General features: G+C 42.5%; 30 protein-coding genes and 1 riboswitch. Of the genes, 26 read left to right on the top strand and 4 right to left on the bottom strand.

Going from position 1 to position 22,063, the window contains the following annotated elements; all coding sequences use genetic code 11:
* Positions 1-31: 31 nt before the first annotated feature.
* The 20 genes from rplR (at position 32) to DV702_RS12025 (ending at position 13,761) form a co-directional block, all read left to right on the top strand.
* Complete coding sequence (gene rplR / locus DV702_RS12125) at positions 32-394, top strand: 50S ribosomal protein L18 (protein ID WP_114924989.1); 363 nt, start codon at positions 32-34, stop codon at positions 392-394.
* A gap of 22 nt (positions 395-416) precedes the next feature.
* Positions 417-917, top strand: coding sequence for a 30S ribosomal protein S5 (rpsE, locus tag DV702_RS12120; protein WP_114924988.1), 501 nt, complete (start codon positions 417-419; stop codon positions 915-917).
* Positions 918-930: 13 nt separating this feature from the next.
* Entirely contained in the window at positions 931-1,113 is a 183-nt protein-coding gene (gene rpmD / locus DV702_RS12115) for a 50S ribosomal protein L30 (RefSeq protein ID WP_114924987.1), read from the top strand.
* Positions 1,114-1,145: 32 nt separating this feature from the next.
* Positions 1,146-1,586 (top strand): 50S ribosomal protein L15, encoded by a 441-nt coding sequence (gene rplO, locus DV702_RS12110; RefSeq protein WP_114924986.1) that lies wholly within the window; start codon positions 1,146-1,148, stop codon positions 1,584-1,586.
* Positions 1,586-2,878 carry a preprotein translocase subunit SecY gene (secY, locus tag DV702_RS12105; protein WP_114924985.1) on the top strand — a complete coding sequence of 431 codons (1,293 nt, stop codon included), beginning with the start codon at positions 1,586-1,588 and terminating at the stop codon, positions 2,876-2,878. Before rplO ends, secY begins: the two co-directional genes overlap by 1 nt.
* 47 nt (positions 2,879-2,925) lie before the next feature.
* On the top strand, positions 2,926-3,579 hold the full coding sequence (locus tag DV702_RS12100) for an adenylate kinase (RefSeq protein ID WP_114924984.1): 654 nt from the start codon (positions 2,926-2,928) through the stop codon (positions 3,577-3,579).
* Between the two features lie 344 nt (positions 3,580-3,923).
* Complete coding sequence (infA, locus tag DV702_RS12095; protein WP_040759924.1) at positions 3,924-4,142, top strand: translation initiation factor IF-1; 219 nt, start codon at positions 3,924-3,926, stop codon at positions 4,140-4,142.
* 38 nt (positions 4,143-4,180) lie between these two features.
* Positions 4,181-4,294 carry a 50S ribosomal protein L36 gene (gene rpmJ / locus DV702_RS12090; RefSeq protein WP_076758849.1) on the top strand — a complete coding sequence of 38 codons (114 nt, stop codon included), beginning with the start codon at positions 4,181-4,183 and terminating at the stop codon, positions 4,292-4,294.
* 24 nt (positions 4,295-4,318) lie between these two features.
* The gene (gene rpsM / locus DV702_RS12085; protein ID WP_114924983.1) at positions 4,319-4,684 is read left to right on the top strand and encodes a 30S ribosomal protein S13; all 366 of its coding nucleotides are present in this window, start codon (positions 4,319-4,321) and stop codon (positions 4,682-4,684) included.
* 25 nt (positions 4,685-4,709) lie between these two features.
* Complete coding sequence (gene rpsK / locus DV702_RS12080; protein WP_009499031.1) at positions 4,710-5,099, top strand: 30S ribosomal protein S11; 390 nt, start codon at positions 4,710-4,712, stop codon at positions 5,097-5,099.
* Between the two features lie 124 nt (positions 5,100-5,223).
* Complete coding sequence (locus tag DV702_RS12075; protein WP_009499030.1) at positions 5,224-6,168, top strand: DNA-directed RNA polymerase subunit alpha; 945 nt, start codon at positions 5,224-5,226, stop codon at positions 6,166-6,168.
* Between the two features lie 31 nt (positions 6,169-6,199).
* Complete coding sequence (gene rplQ / locus DV702_RS12070) at positions 6,200-6,580, top strand: 50S ribosomal protein L17 (RefSeq protein ID WP_114924982.1); 381 nt, start codon at positions 6,200-6,202, stop codon at positions 6,578-6,580.
* Positions 6,581-6,839: 259 nt separating this feature from the next.
* Positions 6,840-7,694, top strand: coding sequence for an energy-coupling factor ABC transporter ATP-binding protein (locus DV702_RS12065; protein WP_114924981.1), 855 nt, complete (start codon positions 6,840-6,842; stop codon positions 7,692-7,694).
* Positions 7,670-8,545 carry an energy-coupling factor ABC transporter ATP-binding protein gene (locus DV702_RS12060; RefSeq protein ID WP_114924980.1) on the top strand — a complete coding sequence of 292 codons (876 nt, stop codon included), beginning with the start codon at positions 7,670-7,672 and terminating at the stop codon, positions 8,543-8,545. The genes DV702_RS12065 and DV702_RS12060 overlap by 25 nt, the downstream gene beginning before the upstream one ends.
* The gene (locus DV702_RS12055) at positions 8,539-9,336 is read left to right on the top strand and encodes an energy-coupling factor transporter transmembrane component T family protein (RefSeq protein WP_114924979.1); all 798 of its coding nucleotides are present in this window, start codon (positions 8,539-8,541) and stop codon (positions 9,334-9,336) included. Before DV702_RS12060 ends, DV702_RS12055 begins: the two co-directional genes overlap by 7 nt.
* A gap of 5 nt (positions 9,337-9,341) precedes the next feature.
* Positions 9,342-10,094 (top strand): tRNA pseudouridine(38-40) synthase TruA, encoded by a 753-nt coding sequence (gene truA, locus DV702_RS12050; RefSeq protein WP_114924978.1) that lies wholly within the window; start codon positions 9,342-9,344, stop codon positions 10,092-10,094.
* 157 nt (positions 10,095-10,251) lie between these two features.
* Complete coding sequence (gene rplM / locus DV702_RS12045) at positions 10,252-10,689, top strand: 50S ribosomal protein L13 (RefSeq protein ID WP_099687635.1); 438 nt, start codon at positions 10,252-10,254, stop codon at positions 10,687-10,689.
* Between the two features lie 19 nt (positions 10,690-10,708).
* Positions 10,709-11,101, top strand: coding sequence for a 30S ribosomal protein S9 (gene rpsI, locus DV702_RS12040; protein ID WP_114924977.1), 393 nt, complete (start codon positions 10,709-10,711; stop codon positions 11,099-11,101).
* A gap of 1,400 nt (positions 11,102-12,501) precedes the next feature.
* A riboswitch (TPP riboswitch) is annotated at positions 12,502-12,608 on the top strand.
* 84 nt (positions 12,609-12,692) lie between these two features.
* On the top strand, positions 12,693-13,385 hold the full coding sequence (tenA, locus tag DV702_RS12030; protein WP_114924975.1) for a thiaminase II: 693 nt from the start codon (positions 12,693-12,695) through the stop codon (positions 13,383-13,385).
* 127 nt (positions 13,386-13,512) lie between these two features.
* On the top strand, positions 13,513-13,761 hold the full coding sequence (locus DV702_RS12025; protein ID WP_114925925.1) for a DUF3889 domain-containing protein: 249 nt from the start codon (positions 13,513-13,515) through the stop codon (positions 13,759-13,761).
* A gap of 44 nt (positions 13,762-13,805) precedes the next feature.
* Here DV702_RS12025 and DV702_RS12020 read toward each other — a convergent pair whose 3' ends face one another.
* Together DV702_RS12020 and DV702_RS12015 are read right to left on the bottom strand one after the other, a co-directional pair.
* On the bottom strand, positions 13,806-14,438 hold the full coding sequence (locus DV702_RS12020) for an FMN-dependent NADH-azoreductase (RefSeq protein WP_240315610.1): 633 nt from the start codon (positions 14,436-14,438) through the stop codon (positions 13,806-13,808).
* 105 nt (positions 14,439-14,543) lie between these two features.
* The gene (locus DV702_RS12015; protein WP_114924974.1) at positions 14,544-15,641 is read right to left on the bottom strand and encodes a nitric oxide synthase oxygenase; all 1,098 of its coding nucleotides are present in this window, start codon (positions 15,639-15,641) and stop codon (positions 14,544-14,546) included.
* On the opposite strand from DV702_RS12015, the gene DV702_RS17355 reads away from it, so the two are divergent.
* Complete coding sequence (locus tag DV702_RS17355) at positions 15,589-15,741, top strand: hypothetical protein (protein WP_114924973.1); 153 nt, start codon at positions 15,589-15,591, stop codon at positions 15,739-15,741. The two genes, DV702_RS12015 and DV702_RS17355, sit on opposite strands and share 53 nt — an antisense overlap.
* On the opposite strand, the gene hpaB is transcribed toward DV702_RS17355, so the two are convergent.
* Positions 15,727-17,163 carry a 4-hydroxyphenylacetate 3-monooxygenase, oxygenase component gene (hpaB, locus tag DV702_RS12005; RefSeq protein ID WP_114924972.1) on the bottom strand — a complete coding sequence of 479 codons (1,437 nt, stop codon included), beginning with the start codon at positions 17,161-17,163 and terminating at the stop codon, positions 15,727-15,729. The genes DV702_RS17355 and hpaB overlap by 15 nt on opposite strands.
* A 125-nt stretch (positions 17,164-17,288) precedes the next feature.
* Between hpaB and DV702_RS12000 the strand changes: the two genes are divergently transcribed.
* From DV702_RS12000 to DV702_RS11985, 4 genes are all read left to right on the top strand, one after another.
* Positions 17,289-17,894, top strand: a complete 606-nt coding sequence (locus tag DV702_RS12000; RefSeq protein WP_114924971.1) for a hypothetical protein — start codon at positions 17,289-17,291, stop codon at positions 17,892-17,894.
* A gap of 259 nt (positions 17,895-18,153) precedes the next feature.
* Positions 18,154-18,450 carry a rhodanese-like domain-containing protein gene (locus tag DV702_RS11995; RefSeq protein ID WP_114925923.1) on the top strand — a complete coding sequence of 99 codons (297 nt, stop codon included), beginning with the start codon at positions 18,154-18,156 and terminating at the stop codon, positions 18,448-18,450.
* 114 nt (positions 18,451-18,564) lie between these two features.
* Positions 18,565-19,278, top strand: coding sequence for an N-acetylmuramoyl-L-alanine amidase (locus DV702_RS11990; protein WP_114924970.1), 714 nt, complete (start codon positions 18,565-18,567; stop codon positions 19,276-19,278).
* A 76-nt stretch (positions 19,279-19,354) separates the two neighbouring features.
* A complete protein-coding gene (locus DV702_RS11985) occupies positions 19,355-20,416 on the top strand; it encodes an Mrp/NBP35 family ATP-binding protein (protein WP_114924969.1) in 1,062 nt (353 codons plus the stop codon).
* Between the two features lie 18 nt (positions 20,417-20,434).
* Here the strand turns inward: DV702_RS11985 and gerD are convergent, their stop codons facing one another.
* Complete coding sequence (gerD, locus tag DV702_RS11980; protein WP_114924968.1) at positions 20,435-21,028, bottom strand: spore germination lipoprotein GerD; 594 nt, start codon at positions 21,026-21,028, stop codon at positions 20,435-20,437.
* Between the two features lie 138 nt (positions 21,029-21,166).
* Here gerD and DV702_RS11975 point away from each other — a divergent pair, with 138 nt between their 5' ends.
* On the top strand, positions 21,167-21,856 hold the full coding sequence (locus DV702_RS11975) for a KinB-signaling pathway activation protein (protein ID WP_114924967.1): 690 nt from the start codon (positions 21,167-21,169) through the stop codon (positions 21,854-21,856).
* Positions 21,857-22,063: the final 207 nt, after the last annotated feature.

The following is a 22,063-nucleotide window of genomic DNA, read 5'->3' as shown; positions in this document are numbered from 1 at the left end:
CCGCCTGAGGTATTTGGAAGGAGTGACCCCGATGATCACGAAACAAGATAAAAACGCTGTCCGTAAAAAGCGTCACGCACGTGTGCGTACGAAAATCAGCGGAACTGCAGAGCGTCCACGTCTAAACGTTTACCGTTCAAACAAACATATCTATGCACAGTTGATTGACGACACTAACGGTGTAACAATCGCAAGTGCTTCTACAATGGATAATGAAGTTGAGGCTGGATCTACTGGTAACACTGAATCAGCAGCTAAAGTCGGCGAGCTTATTGCAAAGAAAGCTGTTGAAAAAGACGTCAAAGCGGTTGTTTTTGACCGTGGTGGATATCTTTTCCATGGCCGTGTCAAAGCTCTTGCTGACGCAGCACGCGAAAATGGACTGGAATTTTAATTAAGAAGGAGGGACATATTTCATGCGTCGTAATGATCAAAACAAAAGTGAGTTTGAAGAACGCGTAGTTACGATCAACCGTGTTGCGAAAGTTGTAAAAGGTGGACGTCGTTTCCGCTTTACTGCACTTGTCGTAGTCGGTGATAAAAATGGTCGTGTCGGTTTTGGTACTGGAAAAGCACAAGAAGTTCCAGATGCAATCCGTAAAGCAATTGAAGATGCGAAGAAAAACTTAATTGTAGTACCAATGGTTAAAGGTACAACACCACATGAAGTAATCGGCCGTTTTGGTGCAGGACAAATCCTCATCAAACCAGCTGCTCCAGGTACTGGAGTTATTGCAGGTGGACCTGTCCGTGCGGTACTTGAACTTGCAGGAATCACGGATATTCTTTCAAAATCTCTTGGATCAAGCACACCAATCAATATGGTACGTGCAACAATCGAAGGATTACAGAATTTGAAACGCGCAGAAGAAGTTGCGAAATTGCGTGGTAAATCCGTAGAAGAACTGTTAGGTTAAGGGGGGAAACACAATGGCGAACAAACTTGCAATCACCCTTACGAAAAGTGTAATCGGTTCTAAGCCGGCACAACGTAAAACAATTGAAGCATTAGGTCTTCGAAAGTTGAACCAAATTGCTGAGCATCAAGATAACGCTTCTATTCGTGGTATGATCACTAAAGTCAGCCACTTAGTAACAGTTAAAGAAATTTAAGTAACATTTTATAATAAGGAGGTGCCGATAAGATGAAGTTACACGAACTAAAACCAGCTGAGGGATCACGTAGAAACCGCAAACGCGTTGGTCGTGGGATCGGATCTGGAACTGGTAAGACTTCCGGTAGAGGTCATGACGGTCAAAATTCACGTTCAGGCGGCGGTGTACGTCTTGGTTTCGAAGGTGGACAAATTCCTCTTTTCCAACGACTTCCTAAGCGTGGATTTACGAACATTAATCGTAAAGATTATACCATCGTCAATCTTGATACGTTGAATCGTTTTGAAGAAGGCACGGAAGTAACACCGGAATTGCTACTTGAAACTGGTGTTGTAAGTAACGCTAAATCTGGTATCAAGATTCTTGGAAACGGAACACTTGATAAGAAGATTACCGTGAAAGCAAACAAATTCTCCGCTTCTGCAAAAGAAGCAATTGAAAAAGCAGGCGGGCAAACAGAGGTGGTATAATGTTTCAGACAATCTCTAATTTCATGCGTGTGAAAGAGATCCGGTCTAAAATAATTTTCACCCTCCTAGTGCTCATCGTATTTAGACTTGGTACATTCGTTCCAGTGCCAAACGTTGATGCGACTGCTTTACAACAATCAGACAATCAATTTATTGGTTTCTTGAATACTTTCGGTGGAGGAGCACTTTCCAACTTTTCAATCTTCGCGATGGGGATCATGCCGTACATTACGGCTTCCATCATTGTGCAGCTTTTACAAATGGATGTTGTGCCGAAGTTTACCGAGTGGTCTAAGCAAGGAGACGTCGGAAGACGGAAACTTGCACAGTTCACAAGGTACTTCACAATTGTTCTTGCCTTTATCCAAGCTATCGCTATGTCGTTTGGTTTCAACCAAACTTTTGGTGGTGCGCTAATTAAAGATAACAGTATGTCTACATATGTCGTCATTGCGATTGTGTTGACTGCAGGAACAGCTTTCCTTCTATGGCTTGGTGAACAAATTACTGCCAAAGGTGTTGGAAATGGTATTTCCATCATTATCTTTGCAGGGATTGTCGCGGGTATTCCGAATGCTGTAAACCAGTTGTATGTAACTCAAATACAAGACGCTGGAGACGCACTATTTATTCGGATTGCAACTATGATTTTACTGTTACTCGTTATTGTAGCGATTGTGGTAGGAGTTATTTACTTCCAAGAAGCATTGCGGAAGATTCCTATTCAATATGCAAAGCGTGTTTCAGGACGTAGTCAATCGGTTGCAAGTCAACAAACTCACTTACCGTTGAAGCTGAATGCTGCGGGTGTTATTCCGGTAATCTTTGCGGTGGCTTTTTTCATCACACCACAACAAATTGCTCCATTCTTTGGTGAGAACAGTGTAACAAAAACAATTATTCGGATCTTCGATTATACGAATCCAGTAGGAATGATTTTATACGTTGCACTTATTATCGCGTTTACCTATTTCTATGCATTCATACAAGTGAATCCAGAAAATATGGCAGACAATCTGAAAAAACAAGGTGCATATATTCCAGGAATACGTCCAGGTGCAAACACTCAAAAGTATTTAACGAGTACTTTGTATAGACTAACATTCGTCGGTTCGATTTTTCTTGCCGTCGTTGCTGTTATGCCTATCTTCTTTATTAATCTGGCGAATCTTCCTCAATCTGCCCAAATCGGCGGAACGAGCTTGCTGATCGTTGTAGGGGTTGCCCTTGAAACGATGAAGCAATTAGAATCACAGTTAGTGAAAAGACATTACAGAGGATTTATGAAATAAAAAACAATAGCCTGACCTATTGTGAACTAAATGGAGGGCAAGGACGTATGAATATCGTATTAATGGGTCTGCCGGGTGCTGGTAAAGGCACACAAGCAGACAAAATTGTCGAGAAGTACGGAATCCCTCATATTTCTACAGGCGATATGTTCCGTGCTGCCATCAAAGATGGCACGGAACTTGGAGTTAAAGCAAAGTCGTTCATGGATCAGGGCGCATTAGTTCCTGATGAAGTTACCATTGGTATCGTTCGTGAACGTCTAAGTAAATCGGATTGTGACAAAGGCTTTCTTCTTGATGGTTTTCCTAGAACAGTTCCTCAAGCTCAAGCACTAGATGCTTTGCTTGAAGACTTAGGTAAAAAAATCGAGTACGTATTAGACATTGAAGTCGATACAGAAGAATTAGTCGCTCGATTATCAGGTCGCCGTATATGTAAAGTGTGCGGAACTTCTTACCACTTAATCTTTAACCCACCAAAGGTTGAAGGTGTATGTGATAAAGAAGGTGGCGAACTTTATCAACGCGCTGACGATAATCCCGAGACTGTCATGAATCGTCTGGAAGTAAATATGAATCAGACAGCGCCCTTACTCGACTTCTATGGCGAAAAAGGTGTGCTGACAAAAATTAATGGTCAACAGGACATTACTCTCGTATTCAAAGACTTGGATGCAGTTTTACAACAAAGTACAAAGTAATCAATCCTTTTCGGGCACATCTGCATCACTGTTCGGAAAGTAATGGTTGAAAACGAGCTGCAAAAGCGTAAAGTGCCCGGTATTGGACAAATGAGAGTTGAAATTGATTCTTCAGTTGTTCCTGCATGCATTATGTTGCAAATCGCGGTATAATGTGTAATTGGTATAGCTGTGAGAACAATAAAGGATCTCACTCGCAGAAATGCGAAACAGCGAAATGTGGCAGACGTCTTTCGAACATCACTCATGCAAACTGGACATATGTTGAAGGAAGCTTTTTTGAAGGCGACTGATGCCGCTCGATGGTGAAAGCCTTTATTGGATATAGAAGGGAGACAGGATTGATGGCGAAGGACGACGTAATTGAGGTAGAAGGAACTGTTCTTGAAACGTTGCCAAATGCGATGTTTAAAGTGGAGTTGGAAAACGGACATACGGTACTAGCACACGTATCGGGGAAGATTCGTATGCACTTTATTCGTATATTGCCTGGCGACAAAGTGACGATGGAACTTTCGCCTTATGATTTGACACGTGGTCGTATCACATACCGTTTTAAATAAACTTTTGCACTCCGGAATACTGAAGGAGGTTGGGTAAGATGAAAGTAAGACCATCTGTAAAACCGATCTGCGAAAAATGTAAAGTTATTCGTAGACGCGGCCGAGTAATGGTAATCTGTGAAAATCCAAAACATAAACAAAGACAAGGCTAAAACACAAGGAGGTGCACAACTTATATGGCACGTATTGCTGGTGTAGACGTTCCGCGCGATAAGCGCGTTGTCATTTCATTGACATACATTTTTGGTATTGGTAAGACAACTGCTAAGGAAATTTTGAATGCAGCTGACATTTCTGAAGAGACTCGAGTTCGTGACTTAACAGAAACTGAACTTGATAAAATTCGTGAACAAATTGACGGCTTGAAAGTAGAAGGAGATCTACGTCGTGAGACTTCCCTAAACATCAAGCGTTTGATGGAAATCGGTAGTAACCGTGGAATCCGTCACCGTCGTGGATTGCCTGTTCGTGGTCAAAACACGAAAAACAATGCACGTACGCGTAAAGGTCCAAAACGTACAATGGCAAACAAGAAAAAATAATAGGTAAAGGAGGGCTCTTTCCAACATGGCACGTAAACAACAAACTCGTAAACGTCGTGTGAAAAAGAATATTGAAACTGGTATTGCACATATCCGTTCGACGTTCAATAATACTATCGTTACTATTACAGATAGCCACGGTAATGCACTTTCATGGTCTAGCGCTGGTGCACTTGGCTTTAGAGGTTCCCGTAAATCCACTCCATTTGCTGCACAAATGGCTGCTGAAACTGCAGCGAAAACAGCAATGGAACATGGCTTGAAATCATTGGAAGTAACAGTTAAAGGCCCAGGTGCTGGTCGTGAAGCGGCTATCCGTTCACTACAAGCTGCAGGTCTTGAAGTTACAGCGATCAGAGACGTAACTCCGGTTCCACACAATGGTTGCCGCCCACCAAAACGTCGTCGCGTATAATCGGTTTGAATCTATTGGATTAAGAAAGACAATTTTTGTTAATACTGTTGAAATAGAGTTTCTATTATCAGTGAATTCAATATGGTTTAACCACTATAGAAGACGTTTTGAGGAGGGTAAATAAATGATCGAGATTGAGAAACCAAAGATTGAAACAGTAACAATTGGTGAAGATTCACAGTTTGGTAAGTTTATTATCGAACCGTTAGAGCGTGGATATGGAAATACTCTAGGGAATTCCTTACGTCGCATTCTTTTGTCTTCATTGCCAGGAGCTGCTGTGACATCTATTCAAATCGATGGAGTACTTCATGAATTCTCAACAATTGAAGGTGTCGTTGAAGACGTATCGACAGTTATTTTGAATGTGAAGAAGCTTGCTCTCAAAATTTACTCAGATGATGAGAAAGTTATTGAGATCGATGTGAAGGGTGAAGGCGTCGTGACGGCTGCAGACATCACACATGATAGTGATGTTGAAGTATTGAATCCAGATCTCCCGATTGCTACTCTCGGTAAAAATGGACATTTACGTATGCGTATGTATGCTGTACGTGGACGCGGATATGTTCCTTCCGATCAAAACAAACGTGAGGATCTAGCGATTGGTGTGATTCCAATCGACTCGATTTACACTCCGGTATCACGCGTTAATTTCCAGGTTGAAAATACTCGCGTTGGACAAAGTACTAACTTTGATAAGTTAACACTTGACGTATGGACAGATGGTAGCATTGGTCCTAAAGAGGCTGTTTCACTGGGAGCTAAAATTCTAACAGAACACTTAAATATATTCGTTGGCATGACTGACGAAGCACAAACTGCAGAAATCATGGTAGAAAAAGAAGAAGATCAAAAAGAAAAAGTTCTAGAGATGACGATTGAAGAACTTGACCTTTCTGTTCGTTCTTATAACTGCTTGAAACGTGCAGGCATTAATACAGTTCTCGAACTTGCTAACAAGTCTGAAGACGAAATGATGAAAGTGCGAAACCTAGGCCGTAAATCACTTGAAGAAGTGAAGGCTAAACTTGATGAGCTAAACCTTGAGTTACGCTCTGAAGAATAATTGACATATACTTGAAGGAGGGTAACTTCAAATGGGATACAGAAAACTTGGACGCACAAGTTCACAACGTAAAGCAATGCTACGCGACCTAACGACAGATTTAATCGTTCATGAGAGCATCCAAACAACTGAAGCACGCGCAAAAGAATTGCGTTCAGTAGTTGAAAAGATGATCACTCTTGGTAAACGTGGAGATCTTCATGCACGTCGTCAAGCAGCTGAGTATATTCGTCGTGAATTGGTGACAGTTGAAAACGAAGAGGGCGAAGAAGCAACAGTGTATGCACTTCAAAAACTTTTCGATACAGTTGCACCACGTTACGCAGATCGCCAAGGCGGTTATACACGTATAATGAAAATGGGTCCTCGCCGCGGCGACGGAGCACCAGTAGTCATTATCGAATTAGTGTAATTCCATACATGAAGAGGGTGTGTCTGTCACGCACAGCCACACCCTTTTGTTACATTCAACAGATTTATACGACTTAAAAGCTGAGTGTTATGATCCGCGAGCAATCGACTGGTCTAGCTCTACGTACCTCATCTGAGATGTCGGCATGAGCACCCGGCATTACGTTTCAAAAGCGCATTCCTTAGATGAGGTACGCGCTTTTTTTTATACATAAGTTTCACTATATACACTACATAGAACACTAAAAGGGGGTCTCTAGATGAAGGAAATTGCGTCTATGCATCATGTAATGTTTTCATATGATACGGAAGAAGAATCTGAACAGGCTGTAAAGAAAGCACTCGATGACGTGTCTTTTACATTATATGAAGGAGAATGGTTAGCGGTTGTAGGACATAATGGGTCAGGAAAGTCGACACTTGCCAAATTGTTAATTGGCTTGCTATTTCCTTCGTCTGGTGAAGTGAACCTCTTTCTAGAAGCTTTGAAAGAAGAAAATCTTTGGGATACGCGCTCTCGTATGGGAATCGTTTTTCAAAACCCCGATAACCAATTTGTTGGTTCTACCGTTCAAGACGATGTTGCGTTTGCCCTTGAAAACAATGGAGTTCCCCATGATGTAATGGTAAAACGGGTACGTGAGTCGTTGGATCAAGTGAAGATGACGGATTACATGAATCATGAACCGCATCACCTATCTGGTGGTCAGAAACAGCGTGTCGCTATTGCTGGAGCGCTTGCCTTACAACCAGAACTTCTAATACTGGATGAGGCGACTTCAATGCTAGATCCTCAAGGAAGAGAGGAAGTTATTGAAATCGTAAAAAAACTACGTGCGGAAATCGGGTTAACGGTTGTATCAATCACACACGATTTAGAAGAAGTGTTGCTTGCAGATCGTATACTTGTCATGAACGAAGGAAAGGTATTAATGATAGGAACACCTCAGGAGATTTTCCAAAAAGGTACCGCTTTGGAAACCATTGGATTGGATCTACCATTTGCTTTGCGTGTTTCAGAACTACTGAGAGAAACGGGTGTCGAGCTTCAGGGCAACCATATGACAGAAGAAGAGTTGGTGAATGAATTGTGGACATTTCACTTCAGCAAGTAGGTTACTTATATGCAAAGGACTCTCCATTTGAAAAACGTGCATTGCAGGATGTGACAGCTACCATCCCTTCAGGTTCGTATACTTCCATTATCGGACATACAGGGTCAGGAAAGTCGACGCTATTGCTGCATTTAAATGGATTGTTAAAACCATCAGAAGGAGTCGTAAAAATAGGAAACACTACGATCACTTCGCAGACGAAAGGGAAACAAATGAAAGAGGTTCGACACCAAGTGGGGATCGTATTTCAGTTTCCGGAACATCAGTTATTTGAAGAAACAGTGGAAAAGGATATTATGTTCGGTCCGTTAAATTTTGGTGTACCGAAAGAAGTGGCACGTGAACGGGCGCATGAATTAGTGAAGTTGCTTGGATTACCTGAGGGTGTTCTTCAAAAGTCTCCCTTTGAGCTGTCTGGAGGTCAAATGCGACGTGTAGCTATCGCTGGAGTCCTAGCATTCAAACCATCTGTATTAGTGCTAGATGAGCCGACAGCGGGTCTGGATCCGCGTGGACGCAAGGAAATCATGGAATTGTTTCATAGACTTCACGAACAGGAAAACCTAACGACTATTTTAGTTACGCACAGTATGGAAGATGCAGCTCGTTACAGTGACAGAATTGTCGTGATGCATGAAGGATCGTCAGTTATGGAAGGTACACCTGAGGAAATATTTATGCAACAAGAGCAATTGCATAAATATAGGCTAAGTGTGCCCCGTACCGTCTATTTTCAACAAAGGATAGAAAAGATGATAGGTCAGAAATTTAGCAGCCTTGCGTTAACAGAAGAAATGTTAGCCCGTGAACTAGCTATTCAAATTGCTGAAAAAGGTGAGCGGTCATGCTAGAAAAAATGATCATTGGTCGTTTTATTCCTGGAAATTCCATTGTGCACCGCATGGATCCGCGTTCTAAGCTATTATTTGTATTTTTATTTGTAGCTGCTGTTTTTTTGGCGAATAATGTAGCGTCGTATGCAGTGCTTCTTGGCTTTACTGTTTTCGTTATCGCACTGGCTAGAATCCGACCGTACTTTTTAGTGAATGGATTAAAGCCCGTCTTATTTTTAGTTGTTTTTACGCTAGTCTTGCATATCTTCTTTACGCGAGAAGGACCGATTATATTTGAATGGAAGTTTATTAAAATATACGAAGAAGGATTGCGGATGGGTATTTTCATTTCCATTCGGTTCTTAGTACTTGTGTTAGTCACTACTGTCTTAACGCTGACGACTTCTCCGATATCGATTACCGATGGACTGGAGACATTGCTGAATCCATTCAAGAAATTGAAACTGCCTGTTCATGAACTGGCACTGATGATGTCGATTTCATTGCGTTTTATTCCGACGTTAATGGACGAAACAGATAAAATTTTAAAAGCTCAATTAGCACGTGGATCCGATCTGAGTACGGGATCTATTAAAGAACGTATACAAGCGGTGATTCCATTGCTGGTTCCATTATTTGTCAGTGCATTCAAGCGAGCAGAAGATTTGGCGGTTGCGATGGAAGTCCGTGGATACCGGGGCGGCGAGGGACGTACGAGATTTAGACAATTATCTTGGCAGAAGAAAGACACAGCTGTACTACTCGCCTTTGTAGTATTAGTTGCTGTGCTCGTGTGGGTGAGGAAGTGAACGAGATGAAACGAATGAAAGCAATCGTGTGTTATGACGGAACAAATTTTGCAGGCTATCAATCGCAACCGGGCATGAGAACTGTTCAATCTGAAATTGATAAAGCGCTAGTCAAATTGCATAAAAATCCCGCAATTCACTCTGTCGCGAGTGGACGTACTGACTCAGGCGTTCATGCAATTGGACAAGTGATCCATTTTGATACACCACTAGATTTGGCAGATCGCTGGGTGACTGCGTTAAATGTATTATTGCCGAAAGATGTCCGAATCACACATGTCGAAGTCACAGCAGATGATTTTCATGCGCGGTATGGAGCGACGGGCAAGACATATCGATACATTTGGTCGTACAGTACAGTGCAAAGTCCGTTTGAACGTAATTTTGCGGTTCATTTAGGTCGGTGGAATCCCGATATTGGTCGAATGAATAAAGGGGCCACATATTTAATCGGAACGCATGACTTCACGAGTTTTTGTTCGGCCAAAACCGCCACAGCTAATAAAGTACGCACGATTCGTAAACTGACGCTTGAAAGACAACAAGATGAATTAATCTTGGAAGTAGAAGGCGATGGCTTTCTTTACAATATGGTGCGTACGATTGCAGGTGTATTATTAGCTGTGGGAATTGGCTGGGATGAACCCGAAGACGTACAGAAGATCCTGTTGGCGAAAGATAGGCAAAAAGCGGGAAAGACAGCGCCAGCACATGGTTTATACCTGATGGAAGTGACATATGGAGACCATGGCAACTAATCCTGGTGTTTTCATAAAAACGCTTGACTTTATTGTTGATAAAGGTTAACATGATAAATGGTATTTCAATAACCCCACAATAAGCCCCGGAAGTTTATTTGTGTTTAGGGATAGAGAAAACAATGGAACAGATTGATATTTTTAGGAGGATTACACTATGCGCACAACATTCATGGCTAAAGGTCACGAAGTAGAACGTAAATGGCTCGTTGTCGACGCTGAAGGACAAACGCTTGGACGTCTTGCTTCAGAAGTTGCAACACTTTTACGCGGTAAACATAAACCAACGTTTACACCACATGTTGATACAGGTGACCACGTCATCATCATCAATGCAGAAAAAATTCAATTGACTGGTAACAAGTTGAAAGATAAAATGTATTACCGTCACTCTGGGTACACAGGCAGCATCAAGTCTCGTACAGCGCTTGAAATGCGTACAAACTACCCAGTGAAAATGCTTGAACTTGCGATCAAAGGAATGCTTCCAAACGGTCCTCTAGGTCGTCAAACAATCAAGAAATTGCACGTTTATGCTGGACCAGAACATCAGCACGCAGCACAAAAACCAGAAGCATTTGAGCTTCGCGGTTAATTAAGAGGAGGAAACACACTTGGCACAAGTACAATATATCGGCACTGGCCGTCGTAAAAGTTCAGTAGCTCGTGTACGTCTAGTTCCTGGCGAAGGTAAAATTGTCGTCAACAACCGTGACGTAGAAGACTACGTACCATTCGAAACACTTCGTGAAGTTATTAAACAACCACTAGTTGCAACAGAAACACTTGGAAGCTACGATATCCACGTGAACGTAAACGGTGGAGGCTATACAGGTCAAGCAGGCGCAATCCGTCACGGCGTTGCTCGTGCATTGTTAACTGTAGATCCTGATTTCCGTCCAGCATTGAAATCAGCAGGACTTCTAACACGTGACCCACGTATGAAAGAACGTAAGAAACCAGGTCTTCGCGGCGCTCGTCGTGCACCTCAGTTCTCAAAACGTTAATAGAAACACTTTTAAAACTCTCCCGATTATCTCGGGAGAGTTTTTTATTTTACCAAGCCTATTGCTTAACGATATTATGTATAATTCTCTCGTTCATTTAGTTTAAAATGATTTTGACTATGGCAATTGGATGGAGTGAGGCTGACTTAGAGTGTCTTGCGGCTTGAGCTTCCAGACGATACGCTTTCCTGAAGGGGCGCGGTGGACCTCCAAACGCTGCGAGTTACACCTGTCAAAAGCAAAGATGTGCTCCTTCTCGCTGCGCTTCACTCGCAAAAGCCGTCCTTCGCTACGGCTTTTCCTGAACCTCCCGGAGTCGATCGTCTGTAAGTCGCCAGCCGTACTTAGTGTGTGCAAGACAGGTTGATCACTCTTTGTAGGTAGTGAAAAATACGTGGGCTTGTCTGCTACTTCATGTTCGTTTATTAGATGGAGTGACGCTGACTTAGAGAGTCTTGCGGCTTGCGCTTCCAGACGATACGCTTTCCGGAGGGGACGCGGTGGACCTCGCAAAAGTGCGCTGCGAGTTACACCTGTCGTCCTGATCCTCTCGGAGTCGATCGTCTTCCAGCTTCAGCCGAAACTTAGCGTGTGCAAGACAGGTCGATCATTCTTTGTATGTGGTGAAAGACCAACTAAATAGACTTGTCTGATACAATGCGACCGTTTTGAAGTTGAAAAGCGGTGAAGTGTTGCTAGCTACTATGACTGTTTCGACGAACTGAGTGAAAAAAGCAATGACTCTATATGTATTCAATCAGGCAATCCAAAGCTTTATCTACACTGTTCAGGAAGTAGAGCTTACCATACTCTATTTCTGGACGAACACAAACTGACTTACGAACACAAATTCAAGGATTCTCCCGGAAGAACCGGCGACTCCTGGAGGATCAGGACGACAGGCGTAATCGCCAAAGAACTTCTGGCGAGTCCGCCGCGTCCCCTCAGGAAAGCGTCCGGTTCTGCAGGGAGAATCCTAGCACGTACACTCTTTTTCTGCACTGCAAAGGAGAAGTCACTTATCCCACTCCAACTTCTGTCCGAACACCAACTGACTTCCCGACACAACCTCAAGGATTCTCCCGGAAGAACCGGCGACTCCTGGAGGATCAGCGAGAGCCGTAGCGAAGGACGGCTTTTGCGAGTGAAGCGCAGCGAGAAGGAGCACATCTTTGCACTTGACAGGTGTAATCGCCAACGCACTTTTGGCGAGTCCACCGCGGCCCCTCAGGAAAGCGTCCGATTTTGTAGTGAGAATCCTCAAACGTACACTTATTTTCTGCCCTGTAAACGCCAATTCCTTTCTTTGGATAATCAACAGGTTTGTTGTTTTACAAAACCTATAATCAGTTGACCTTTCTACTCCCTTCGCCTACAATGAAAGCAATCAATGAAATATATATTACCGCTAGGGGTGCTCAAATTGGAGCTGAGAGAAGCGATACGCTTTAACCCTTTTCTACTTGATCCGGTTCGTACCGGCGTAAGGAAGTGGTGAGGATATGTTGCTTTTTCGATAGAGCAAAATCTCTCTGCCGCTTCTTACTGAGAAGCGGTTTTTCATTTGATCAAAGAAAAGGAGAGAGTTGACATGAAGTTCACAGAACGATTGTTGGAGAAGACTTTACCGATTTGGAGGCAGAATCATAGCCATCCATTTGTGCAAGGGATCGCGGATGGTACGTTGGATTCGGATAAATTCCGGTTCTATATGGTTCAGGATTATTTATATTTAATTGATTATGCGAAAGTATTTGCGGTAGGTGCGATGAAAGCGACAGACGTACAGACGATGGGGAAATTCGCTGCCTTGCTTGATGGTACGTTGAATACAGAGATGGAATTGCATCGTAACTATGCAGCGCGCTTTGGAATATCTGAAGAAGAGCTGGAAAATGCCAAGCCTTCTCCTATCGTTTTGGCATATACGCATTATATGCTTCATGTAAGTCAAAACGGTTCGCTCGCTGAAGTGATTGCTGCTTTGCTTCCTTGTGCATGGAGTTACTGGGAAATCGGCAAAGAACTCGCTGAACTGCCAGGTGCAACCGATAATCCGCTGTATGGCGACTGGATTCGTATGTATGCATCTGAAGAATTCGGTGAACTTGCCCAGTGGTGTATCGAGTTAATGGATGAAGCTGCTGAAGGAAAGCCGGAAACGGAACTTGCGCGACTGGAAGAAATTTTCTTAAATACGACACGTTTCGAGTATATGTTTTGGGATATGGCCAACACGAAGCAAATGTGGCCTGGCGTACAAGAAGAACAAGCCATTTTGTAAGCTGGAATGTAAAGAGTGAAAGTAGCGCATGCTATCCGTAAAGGAGGTGTGCGCTATTTTTCGTGAATTATTCATTGCAGTAGGAGTTCTGTTAGCAACAAGTGTTCCGTCATTTGAGTCATCTGCTATGAGTAAAATAGAAGTCCCCGCCTATGCAAAATGGTCGCGGCTTGCCATTAAGCAAACGATGAAGAAATATCCACAAGCCGACATAACGGACTATTTGCATATCGCTAGTCAGGAAGGGGAGAAGGTTAGTGTGGAGAAATTCCGGCTTTGGCTGAAAGAAGGAAGCCGTGAATTCGGTGTAGTCGTAACCGTAACATTCTCCGCTGAAACAGGTCAATTGATCGGGGTAGAGTATCAAGAAGTGTAGAACTAAAAAACCTTCATGCGTACAGGCATGAAGGTTTTCGTTTCTTAAAACTTTTTTGCTAGCTCCGAAAGTTTCGTGCGGCAAGCTTCTCGCATATTGTCAGGATTTGAAGAATTAACATCAATGCCTTCTGCAATGACAGAATGAAAATCATAAATACCTAAGAATGACATAATAGCTTTCAAATAACTTTCGGAAAACTCCAGTTTGGCATTTTCGCCTTCCGAATAAAAGCCGCCACGCGTTTCCACTAATAGACAAGGTCGATCTTCCAGTAAACCTTTCGCTCCATCTGCTGTGTAATGAAAGGTTTTGCCTACAATACAAATTGTATCCATATAGGCTTTTAACATTGGCGGGAAACTTAAGTTCCAAAAAGGAGCAGAGAAGACCACTTTATCTGCTGCCATGAATTGATCAGTTAGTTCATCCATCCGCTCACTTTTCTCTTGCTCAATTGATGTAAGTTGTTCTTTTGCAGCAAACTTCCCCCATGCACGAAACACGTCAACGTCCAAAAAAGGAATATCAGCATTGTATAAATCGAGTATTTCAATTTCATCTTGTGGGTTATGTAGTTTGTATTCATTTAAAAAATGGTTCGCTAACTTGCAAGAATCCGACTGGTCATCAGTTTTAGGATTTACTTTAATATATAATAACGTGCTTATTACCAACGCCCCCTAATTTTAACATACTAATTAACTATAATTGTAATATAGGTAGTATGCAATAGTACAATGAAAGTATCCCCCCGTCCTTTAAAAGTACGAGGGAAGAAATCATTCTGGATCTTTTTGATAAAAGAAATTTGGTGTAACGATATTATTCTTGTATGGCTTGTGATAGACATGTGTAGCAGCGGGCGACAAAGGCGGAATGAGCCACATCCAGTTACCTGTCACCGCTCTGCCGCATGACTGTTCTTTTTTCTCGAATACTTTGAACTGCTTGGCGGCTGTATGATGATCCACTAATGTGACACCGGCTTGTTGGAAAGAATGCAGGACAGCGATATTCAGTTCAACCAGCGCTTTATCAATCCATAAAGATCTGTTGGAGTTTGTATTGAGTCCCATCAGTTTTGCCATGCTCGGCAACATGTTGTAGCGATCTGCATCCGCCAGATTCCGTGCCCCAATTTCAGTACCCATATACCAGCCGTTAAAAGGAGCCATTGGGTAGTCTATGCCGCCAATTTCTAAGCGCATATTTGAAATGATCGGGACGGCATGCCATTTCATATTCAGTTCATCCACTCCATGAATCTCAGGATGGCTGATGGGAACTTCCTTCACACAATCTGTTGGTAGTTCGAAGAGTTCGGGTGCTTTGCCGTGCTCTTGAATGACTAGCGGCAATACATCAAATGGTGTGTGTGCCCCTACCCAGCCCAGTCGTTCACACATCTCTGTCATATGAATGTTCGCTGAATCACCGAGCACTGCTGCTTCTTTTTTATAGCCGGCGTATCGAATCAATTGATGATTCCAAATACGCAGAGGGTCAATCCCGTCTGTACGGGGGGCAAACACCGTAATAGTTGAACGAATGTCCCCGCCATTTGTTGCATAGTCGATATGATGGACAAGTTTTTCAAATGCTTCTTCAGCAGTTTGGACTTGTCGTTCGTCAAACACTTCTAACGTCTCCCAAAGCAACCGACCGATGCATCGGTTACTATTTCGCCAAGCCATTTTCGCGCCATGTTTCAATTCAAATTCTGTATGCGTATATGTTCCCGTCTCGATGATTTCCTGTTCGATTTCCTGTACACGTAATGTTTGCTGTTGTGGTGACAATCCCAGTTCCTCATAGCAGCTATGGATAAAACGTGCGGCTTCCTGGAATAGCCCGATCCGATTTGTAGATAAAACCATAGTTAATCAACTCCATAAGTTGAGTCTAGCACGTAGTTCACTAAAGGAAATGACTGAATTTCGCCGAATTGACGACTTTTTCAAATTAGTAAGAGTCTAATAATGTATCTAGCATATGGAGTCCTGTCGTTTTCGGATAGGTTTGATATAACTGGCTGGCTAAACGTACAGGATCGCCGAAAAAGTATCGTTCGTATTGTGTTTGTCTAGTACCGAAAGAACTCATCGTCAAGTCCCATGCAACGCGGAAAATTTTTACCCGATTTTCCGCTGTATCGGAAGCCCCTTGAAGATATTTCTCGAGGTCAGGTTCTATAGCACAATGAAAGTCTTTTTCAGTCGGTAATGCAATCATGCCGCTCGCACCAATCAGCTGAATGATTTCACTAAAACGGGGGAAAATCTTAGAAGACAGAGCGCTGGCGGCTTGTAAAGGTTGTAAGCTAGGGCGCATATAGCCCCATGAATCTAAGGCAGCCTCTTGCTCCGCTCGAATTAATAAAGCTTTCAACGTTTCTAAACCTAAAATAATTTCCGATAGCTTTTCTTGAACATGAAGATATTCTCCTATATTGATTGTTTGAACAACTTTCTGTGCAACACTAAGTATAAATTCAGTTTTAACGATTTGTCTCGTCAGTACTTGATGAATCGCAAATGGATGAAAAGAACTGACGGAAAAGAAATCAGCAGCCACTTCTACATTGCGATAGAAGAAGACACAATCCCATGGGATGATGACATGATCGAACACTACAATAGAATCGGGTTCTTCAAATCGTGAGCTGAGCGGATAATTGAATGACGACTCTCCGCCAACAAATGATTCGCGGCAAATAAAACGCAGTCCTTTTGTGTCTGAAGGAATAGAAAATGCGAACGCTTCATCGGGATCTCCGAGGAATCTAGGGGCACTGAAAATTAGAACTTCATCGGTAAGACCGCCTTGAGTGGCGAGAAGTTTTGCTCCTTTCACGATTAATCCTTCGTCTGAAGTCCCGATAATCTTCGCGGAAATAGGTTCAGCCGACATTTCGAAGTAACTTTGTGAGCGATTAACTTGCGGGTTGACGAAGCTGTGCGTAAAAGACAAATCCTGATCGCGTGCACGTTCGTAAAGCGCCTGGATATGTGCGGGGAAACAATTTTCCTTCCCTATAAAATGATAGGCGGAAGAAGCAAAGCTCATGATGACAGAGTTTAAATAATCAGGACTTCTTCCGACTAAACCGTAAGTTGTTCGTGCCCATTGCTCCATCATGTTCCGCCGCCTCCGCAAATCATCGACAGTTTTCGGTTGTAAGTAAGAGAGGCCGACCCGTTCTTTCGTTTTAGGTGACGTAAACGTCATAGATTCAAGATTCACCAGTTGAAGGTCGTAAAGTGATGCTTTGGTTTTCATAATTCCTTTGAACGCTGGATGTTGAGAAATCGGTTGTTGAATCCGCTGTCCATCTAACCAAATTTCAGTCTGCATGTGATCGATTCGCTTGATGAATTGACTGCCTGATATGGCTCCCACTGTGTACCTCCTTTTTTATAGAGTATTCAACAACCGTTCGATATGATTTAAAAATGACATCTGCATTCCACAATTAATTTTGCTACAATGGAAGGAAAAGATTAGACGGGTAGGCGATAAATTATATGAGTATGTTTGAAGAAGAATTGCTGGTGGAATATATTGTAGCGAGCACGAACCTTTATGGCGTCACTCCATTTGAGCATGTGTGTATCGTATATAATGAGCAAAATGAAAGCAAAATTCAAATGGAGGATTTCACAACATTCGTCACTTCTGCAACTGTACAAGCGATGTTGGAAGAGCGGTTTGTCTTTGTGGTAGATGGCGAATTCATTTCTGAAGCCATCGATTCTACGGAAGAAAAAGATAGATTGGATCAAGCGGTGAGAGGGAAACCATATTATGTGCCCGATCGTACGGAATTTTTAAAGTTTGTGGATGAACAATATTTTCAACGCACACCACAGCAAGAGCAGTTGAAACAATTACTACGTGAAGATTATGAGGATTCGCTGCCGATTGATGAAGAGGTCGCGGGACTTGTTTACAATGTACAAGTGAGTGGCGGTGGTTTCTCTAGCGTATTATCTATGTTCCTCGAAGATTTGCAGCTGCCAATTCAACAAGCTGAACGCTACATTCCGGTAATTATTGAAATCGCCGAAACTACTAGATTGTGGGAACATAAAGGACATACACAAAAGGAATTACTATATATGATGAGTTAAATTTTCTGCATGGAAAGTAATTTTGCTTGTACCGCACTTAGTTGCTGTTCGTTACATGTGGCGACTCCTGCGGAAACGGCTGAGGCCGTGCCCGCGGAAAGCGTCCGCCTGTAACGGACAGCAACTTTTTTAGGTGAATGCAGCTTTTTATTCTCATCTTATATAGCATAGAGAGTTAGTGCGTTTCTATAGACAACCATTCTACAGTCCATATAGAATAGAATTAAATCACATACGATGGAGGGTATTAATCATGGCATTGAAAGAGTTGACAGCGAAAGAAGTGCAAGAACAATTAGAAAACGGTAAAGCACTTCATATCATTGATGTACGAGAAGATGATGAAGTAGCGCAAGGAATGATCCCGGGCGCTACACATATCGCATTAGGAGATCTACCGATTGAAATGCATGACTTGGATCAAGAGACGCCTTATATTCTTGTGTGCCGGTCGGGCGGCAGAAGCGGTCGTGCCCAAGAAATTATGGCGGATGAAGGTTTTGATGTAACGAACATGACAGGCGGTATGCTCGATTGGGAAGGTCAAACTGAATAAATAAACGCTAGCCGAAAGAGTGAAAAACTCTTTCGGCTTTTTTGTCGTAAGCAATGGATTCATACATAACCGTAAATGTCCAAGCGTATAGTGAAAGTAAAAGGCGGTGTATAGATGAAAAAATGGCTTGTGGCAGGATTGCTGTTGTTTTTTTCATTGGGCGGTGTGTGGTACGGAGTGAAAGCGTCTGATCGCGGGTTCTTCATGCCAGCAGAATTAGGTGGTGTGAAAATTATGATTGATCCCGGGCATGGCGGAGAAGACGGCGGAGCTTCTGCAGAAAGTATAGTGGAGAAAGATATTACATTAAATATTTCCCATGAAGTCCGAAAAATACTGGAGAAAAAAGGTGCTACTGTCTTGATGACGCGGGAAAAAGAAGGCGATGCAGTAGCAGAACATGCACCCTCTGAGCAATTCCACTCCAATAGAAGTCGCAAATTTGCAGACTTGAAATTGCGGGAAAGTATGGCCATCGAAGAAAATCCAGATCTCTTTATCAGCATTCATGTCAATGCGATCCCAGAAGAACGTTGGAGGGGAGCGCAAGTATTTTATCATCCATATGGTCATCCGGCAGGTAAACTATTGGCTACATCGATTCAAGATGAAATGCGTGGTCAGCTGAAAAATACAGATCGAGAGGCTATGAAAATTACGGGCGTATATTTATTGAAAAAAGTTCCTGTTCCTGCTGTTCTTGTAGAAACAGGCTTCTTATCCAATCCGGAAGAGCGCAAATTATTGGCGAGTAAATCCTATCAGAAAAAAGTGGCAGCTGCAATTGTAGATGGAATTATAAAATATGAACATGCAGAAGAACAATGAGCCAAATGGGGGTTGGCTAGATAGGGAATATGCTATACTGAGGGGGAATGATTGAATTTAGTTAGGAGTGTAGACCGTGATTAATGAACAACAAGTTCGAGAATTGATTGGCGCATTGGAAGATCCGTTTTTACATAAAACATTGGCAGAAACGAATGGTGTTGTAGGCGTTACGATTAAGCCGGAAAAACAACATGTCAGTGTGAAAGTAGCCATTGCGAAAGTGAATACTGGTGAGCAATTGACGCTCCAATCAAAAGTAGTCGAAGTATTGAAAGAGGCAGGTGCGGACTCTGTCGGTATCCGTTTTGAAGAGTTGCCGAAAGAAGTATTGGAACAATTCCGAGGAACTGTAACAGAAGCAGAGCCACAAGATATTTTATCTCCTTTGTCAACGATTGAATTTATATCGATTGCCTCCGGAAAAGGCGGCGTAGGTAAGTCTACAGTTTCTGTCAATTTGGCAGTAGCTTTGGCAAGACGCGGCAAAAAGGTCGGGTTAATCGATGCAGATATTTATGGATTCAGTGTGCCCGACATGATGGGGATTACAGCTATGCCTGAAGTAAAGCAAGACCGCATTATTCCTGTGGAGCGTTTTGGTGTAAAAGTAATCTCTATGGGCTTTTTCGTAGAAGATAATGCACCGGTCGTATGGCGTGGACCTATGCTTGGAAAAGTATTAGATCAATTCTTCCGCGATGTAGACTGGGGAGATTTGGATTACTTGCTGCTTGACCTACCACCGGGTACGGGGGATGTCGCGCTTGATATTCATCAAATGATTCCGGCTTCGAAAGAAATTGTTGTAACGACCCCGCATCCAACAGCCGCATTTGTAGCTGCCCGCGCAGGAGCGATGGCATTGCAAACGGATCATGAACTACTTGGAGTCATTGAAAATATGGCATGGTTTGAATCTAAGACGTCAGGTGAGAGGGAATACGTCTTCGGTCAAGGTGGCGGCGTTCGTCTATCGGAAGAACTGCGTACAGAGCTATTGGGTCAAATCCCATTAGGACAGCCTGACTGGAACGAAGTAGAATTTGCTCCATCTGTTTATGGTGAAGATCATCCGATCGGGCAAATTTACCTGCAAGTTGCAGACACTGTTATTGATAAATGTTCTAAAAAGTGATCAGTAGGCGAGGGGGGGTCATTCTCCTCCGCCTGTTTTTTTATCTTCCTCTCCACCTTTATCCTCTTTATCACTTGCTTCAGCTGTCCCTTTTCCAGCTTTCATAATTAGCTGTTGCCACTTTGCTTGCATCAGTGGGCTATTGATCGTATCTTCCACGGCTTTCTCCATTTCTTTCTTCAAAGCACTCGAGTTTACAATCTTCTCCATCTGTTTCATCATATCAGGCTGTCCAAAGAACTTTTCCATTTCCTTTTGGAACGATGCATCTCCCATTAAATCTTTCATAATGTCTGCTTGCTGTTTTTTCATGCTTTTTGCAATAGCTTCTGTAAACTTAGGATCCTCAAAAGCAGTTTTCCAAAAGCGCTCTCCTTCTTTAGAAAGAAGAACATTTTCAATACTTTGCTTAACTTCTGGTTGTTCCAACACTAATAACTCCCGAAATTCAGGATCTGTCATTAATTTCCGCAAAGCTTTCTTTCCATCTTCCGTCTGGATTGCATCCGTCATCATTTTTTTCATCTCATCATAACTCGGACCTGCTTGGTGTCCTCCGCTGCAACCCGCCAAGAATAGAAGGAATAGAAAAAGACCTATAATTTTTTTCATTCCAATCAACCTTCCACTTGTATTTTCATTTATTGTTCACAATATTAGAAGGAATATGCATGATTCGTTCAATGAAATAGATTTTTATGTCGAACGTTGATACACTAGAAGGGACATGAAAAAAAGGGGAACAGTGCTGTGACAATACGAAATTGGGTTAAATTTTTCTTGCGCGCGATGGCAATTGGTGGAGCAATTACTGCTGTTGTCGGACTAATTGTACGTTGGGACTTTTTTTATGGATATATTCAGGCAGGCGAGATGTGGCAATTTCTCGGTGCTTTTTTATGGATGGTCTTTTTAGGATTTACGATGAGTGTTGTAGCTCAAATGGGCTTCTTCGCTTATTTAACAGTTCATCAATTTGGTGTCAATATGTTCAGAACACTGACTTTGTGGAACTGGGTACAAATGCTGATTATAGTAGTTGTTTTATTTGATTTAGTGTTTTTCCGTTTCCAGTTAACGAAAGCTGATACGGGTCGCACCGTATTATATATTTTCTTGTTGCTGACGTTAATTGTAGTATCTGCCGTCACGGCTTACTTTAAAGCACAGTGGACAAAAAAACATGCGTTGATTTCTGCGTTGTTTTTTATGATTGTGATCACTACTTTGGAGTGGCTGCCTGCTCTTATGGTAACTTCAGGGAATCGTGATGAATGGGTAACGATTTTACTTTTCCCTTTATTGGCTGTAAATGCGTTTCAATTATTGATTTTGCCTAAGTATAATAGGCAGTCTGATATAGACAAAGAGAAGTTGGATAAACGCCGTGATGAACGGAAAAAGGCTAAGACGCAAAAGAAGTCTGCTAAAGCAAAATGAATGTGGCGGGGATGTAGGTTGTAAAAGGCTGTCCAGAAAGTCAGAGGTATCTGATTTTCTGCGATGGTCTTTTTTGTATAAAATCAAGCTTGTTGATTATCCAAAGAAAGGAATCAGCATTTGGAAATGAGGTGCTTTTGGCAAGTGGTTGTTGAGGTTTTGTCCACAAGCCAGTTGGTGTTCGTTCAGAAGTTGGAGTGGGGTAAG

It is taken from the genome of Sporosarcina sp. PTS2304, from assembly GCF_003351785.1.
Taxonomy (GTDB): Bacteria; Bacillota; Bacilli; order Bacillales_A; family Planococcaceae; genus Sporosarcina.
This window is presented reverse-complemented; position numbering and strand designations above follow the sequence as displayed.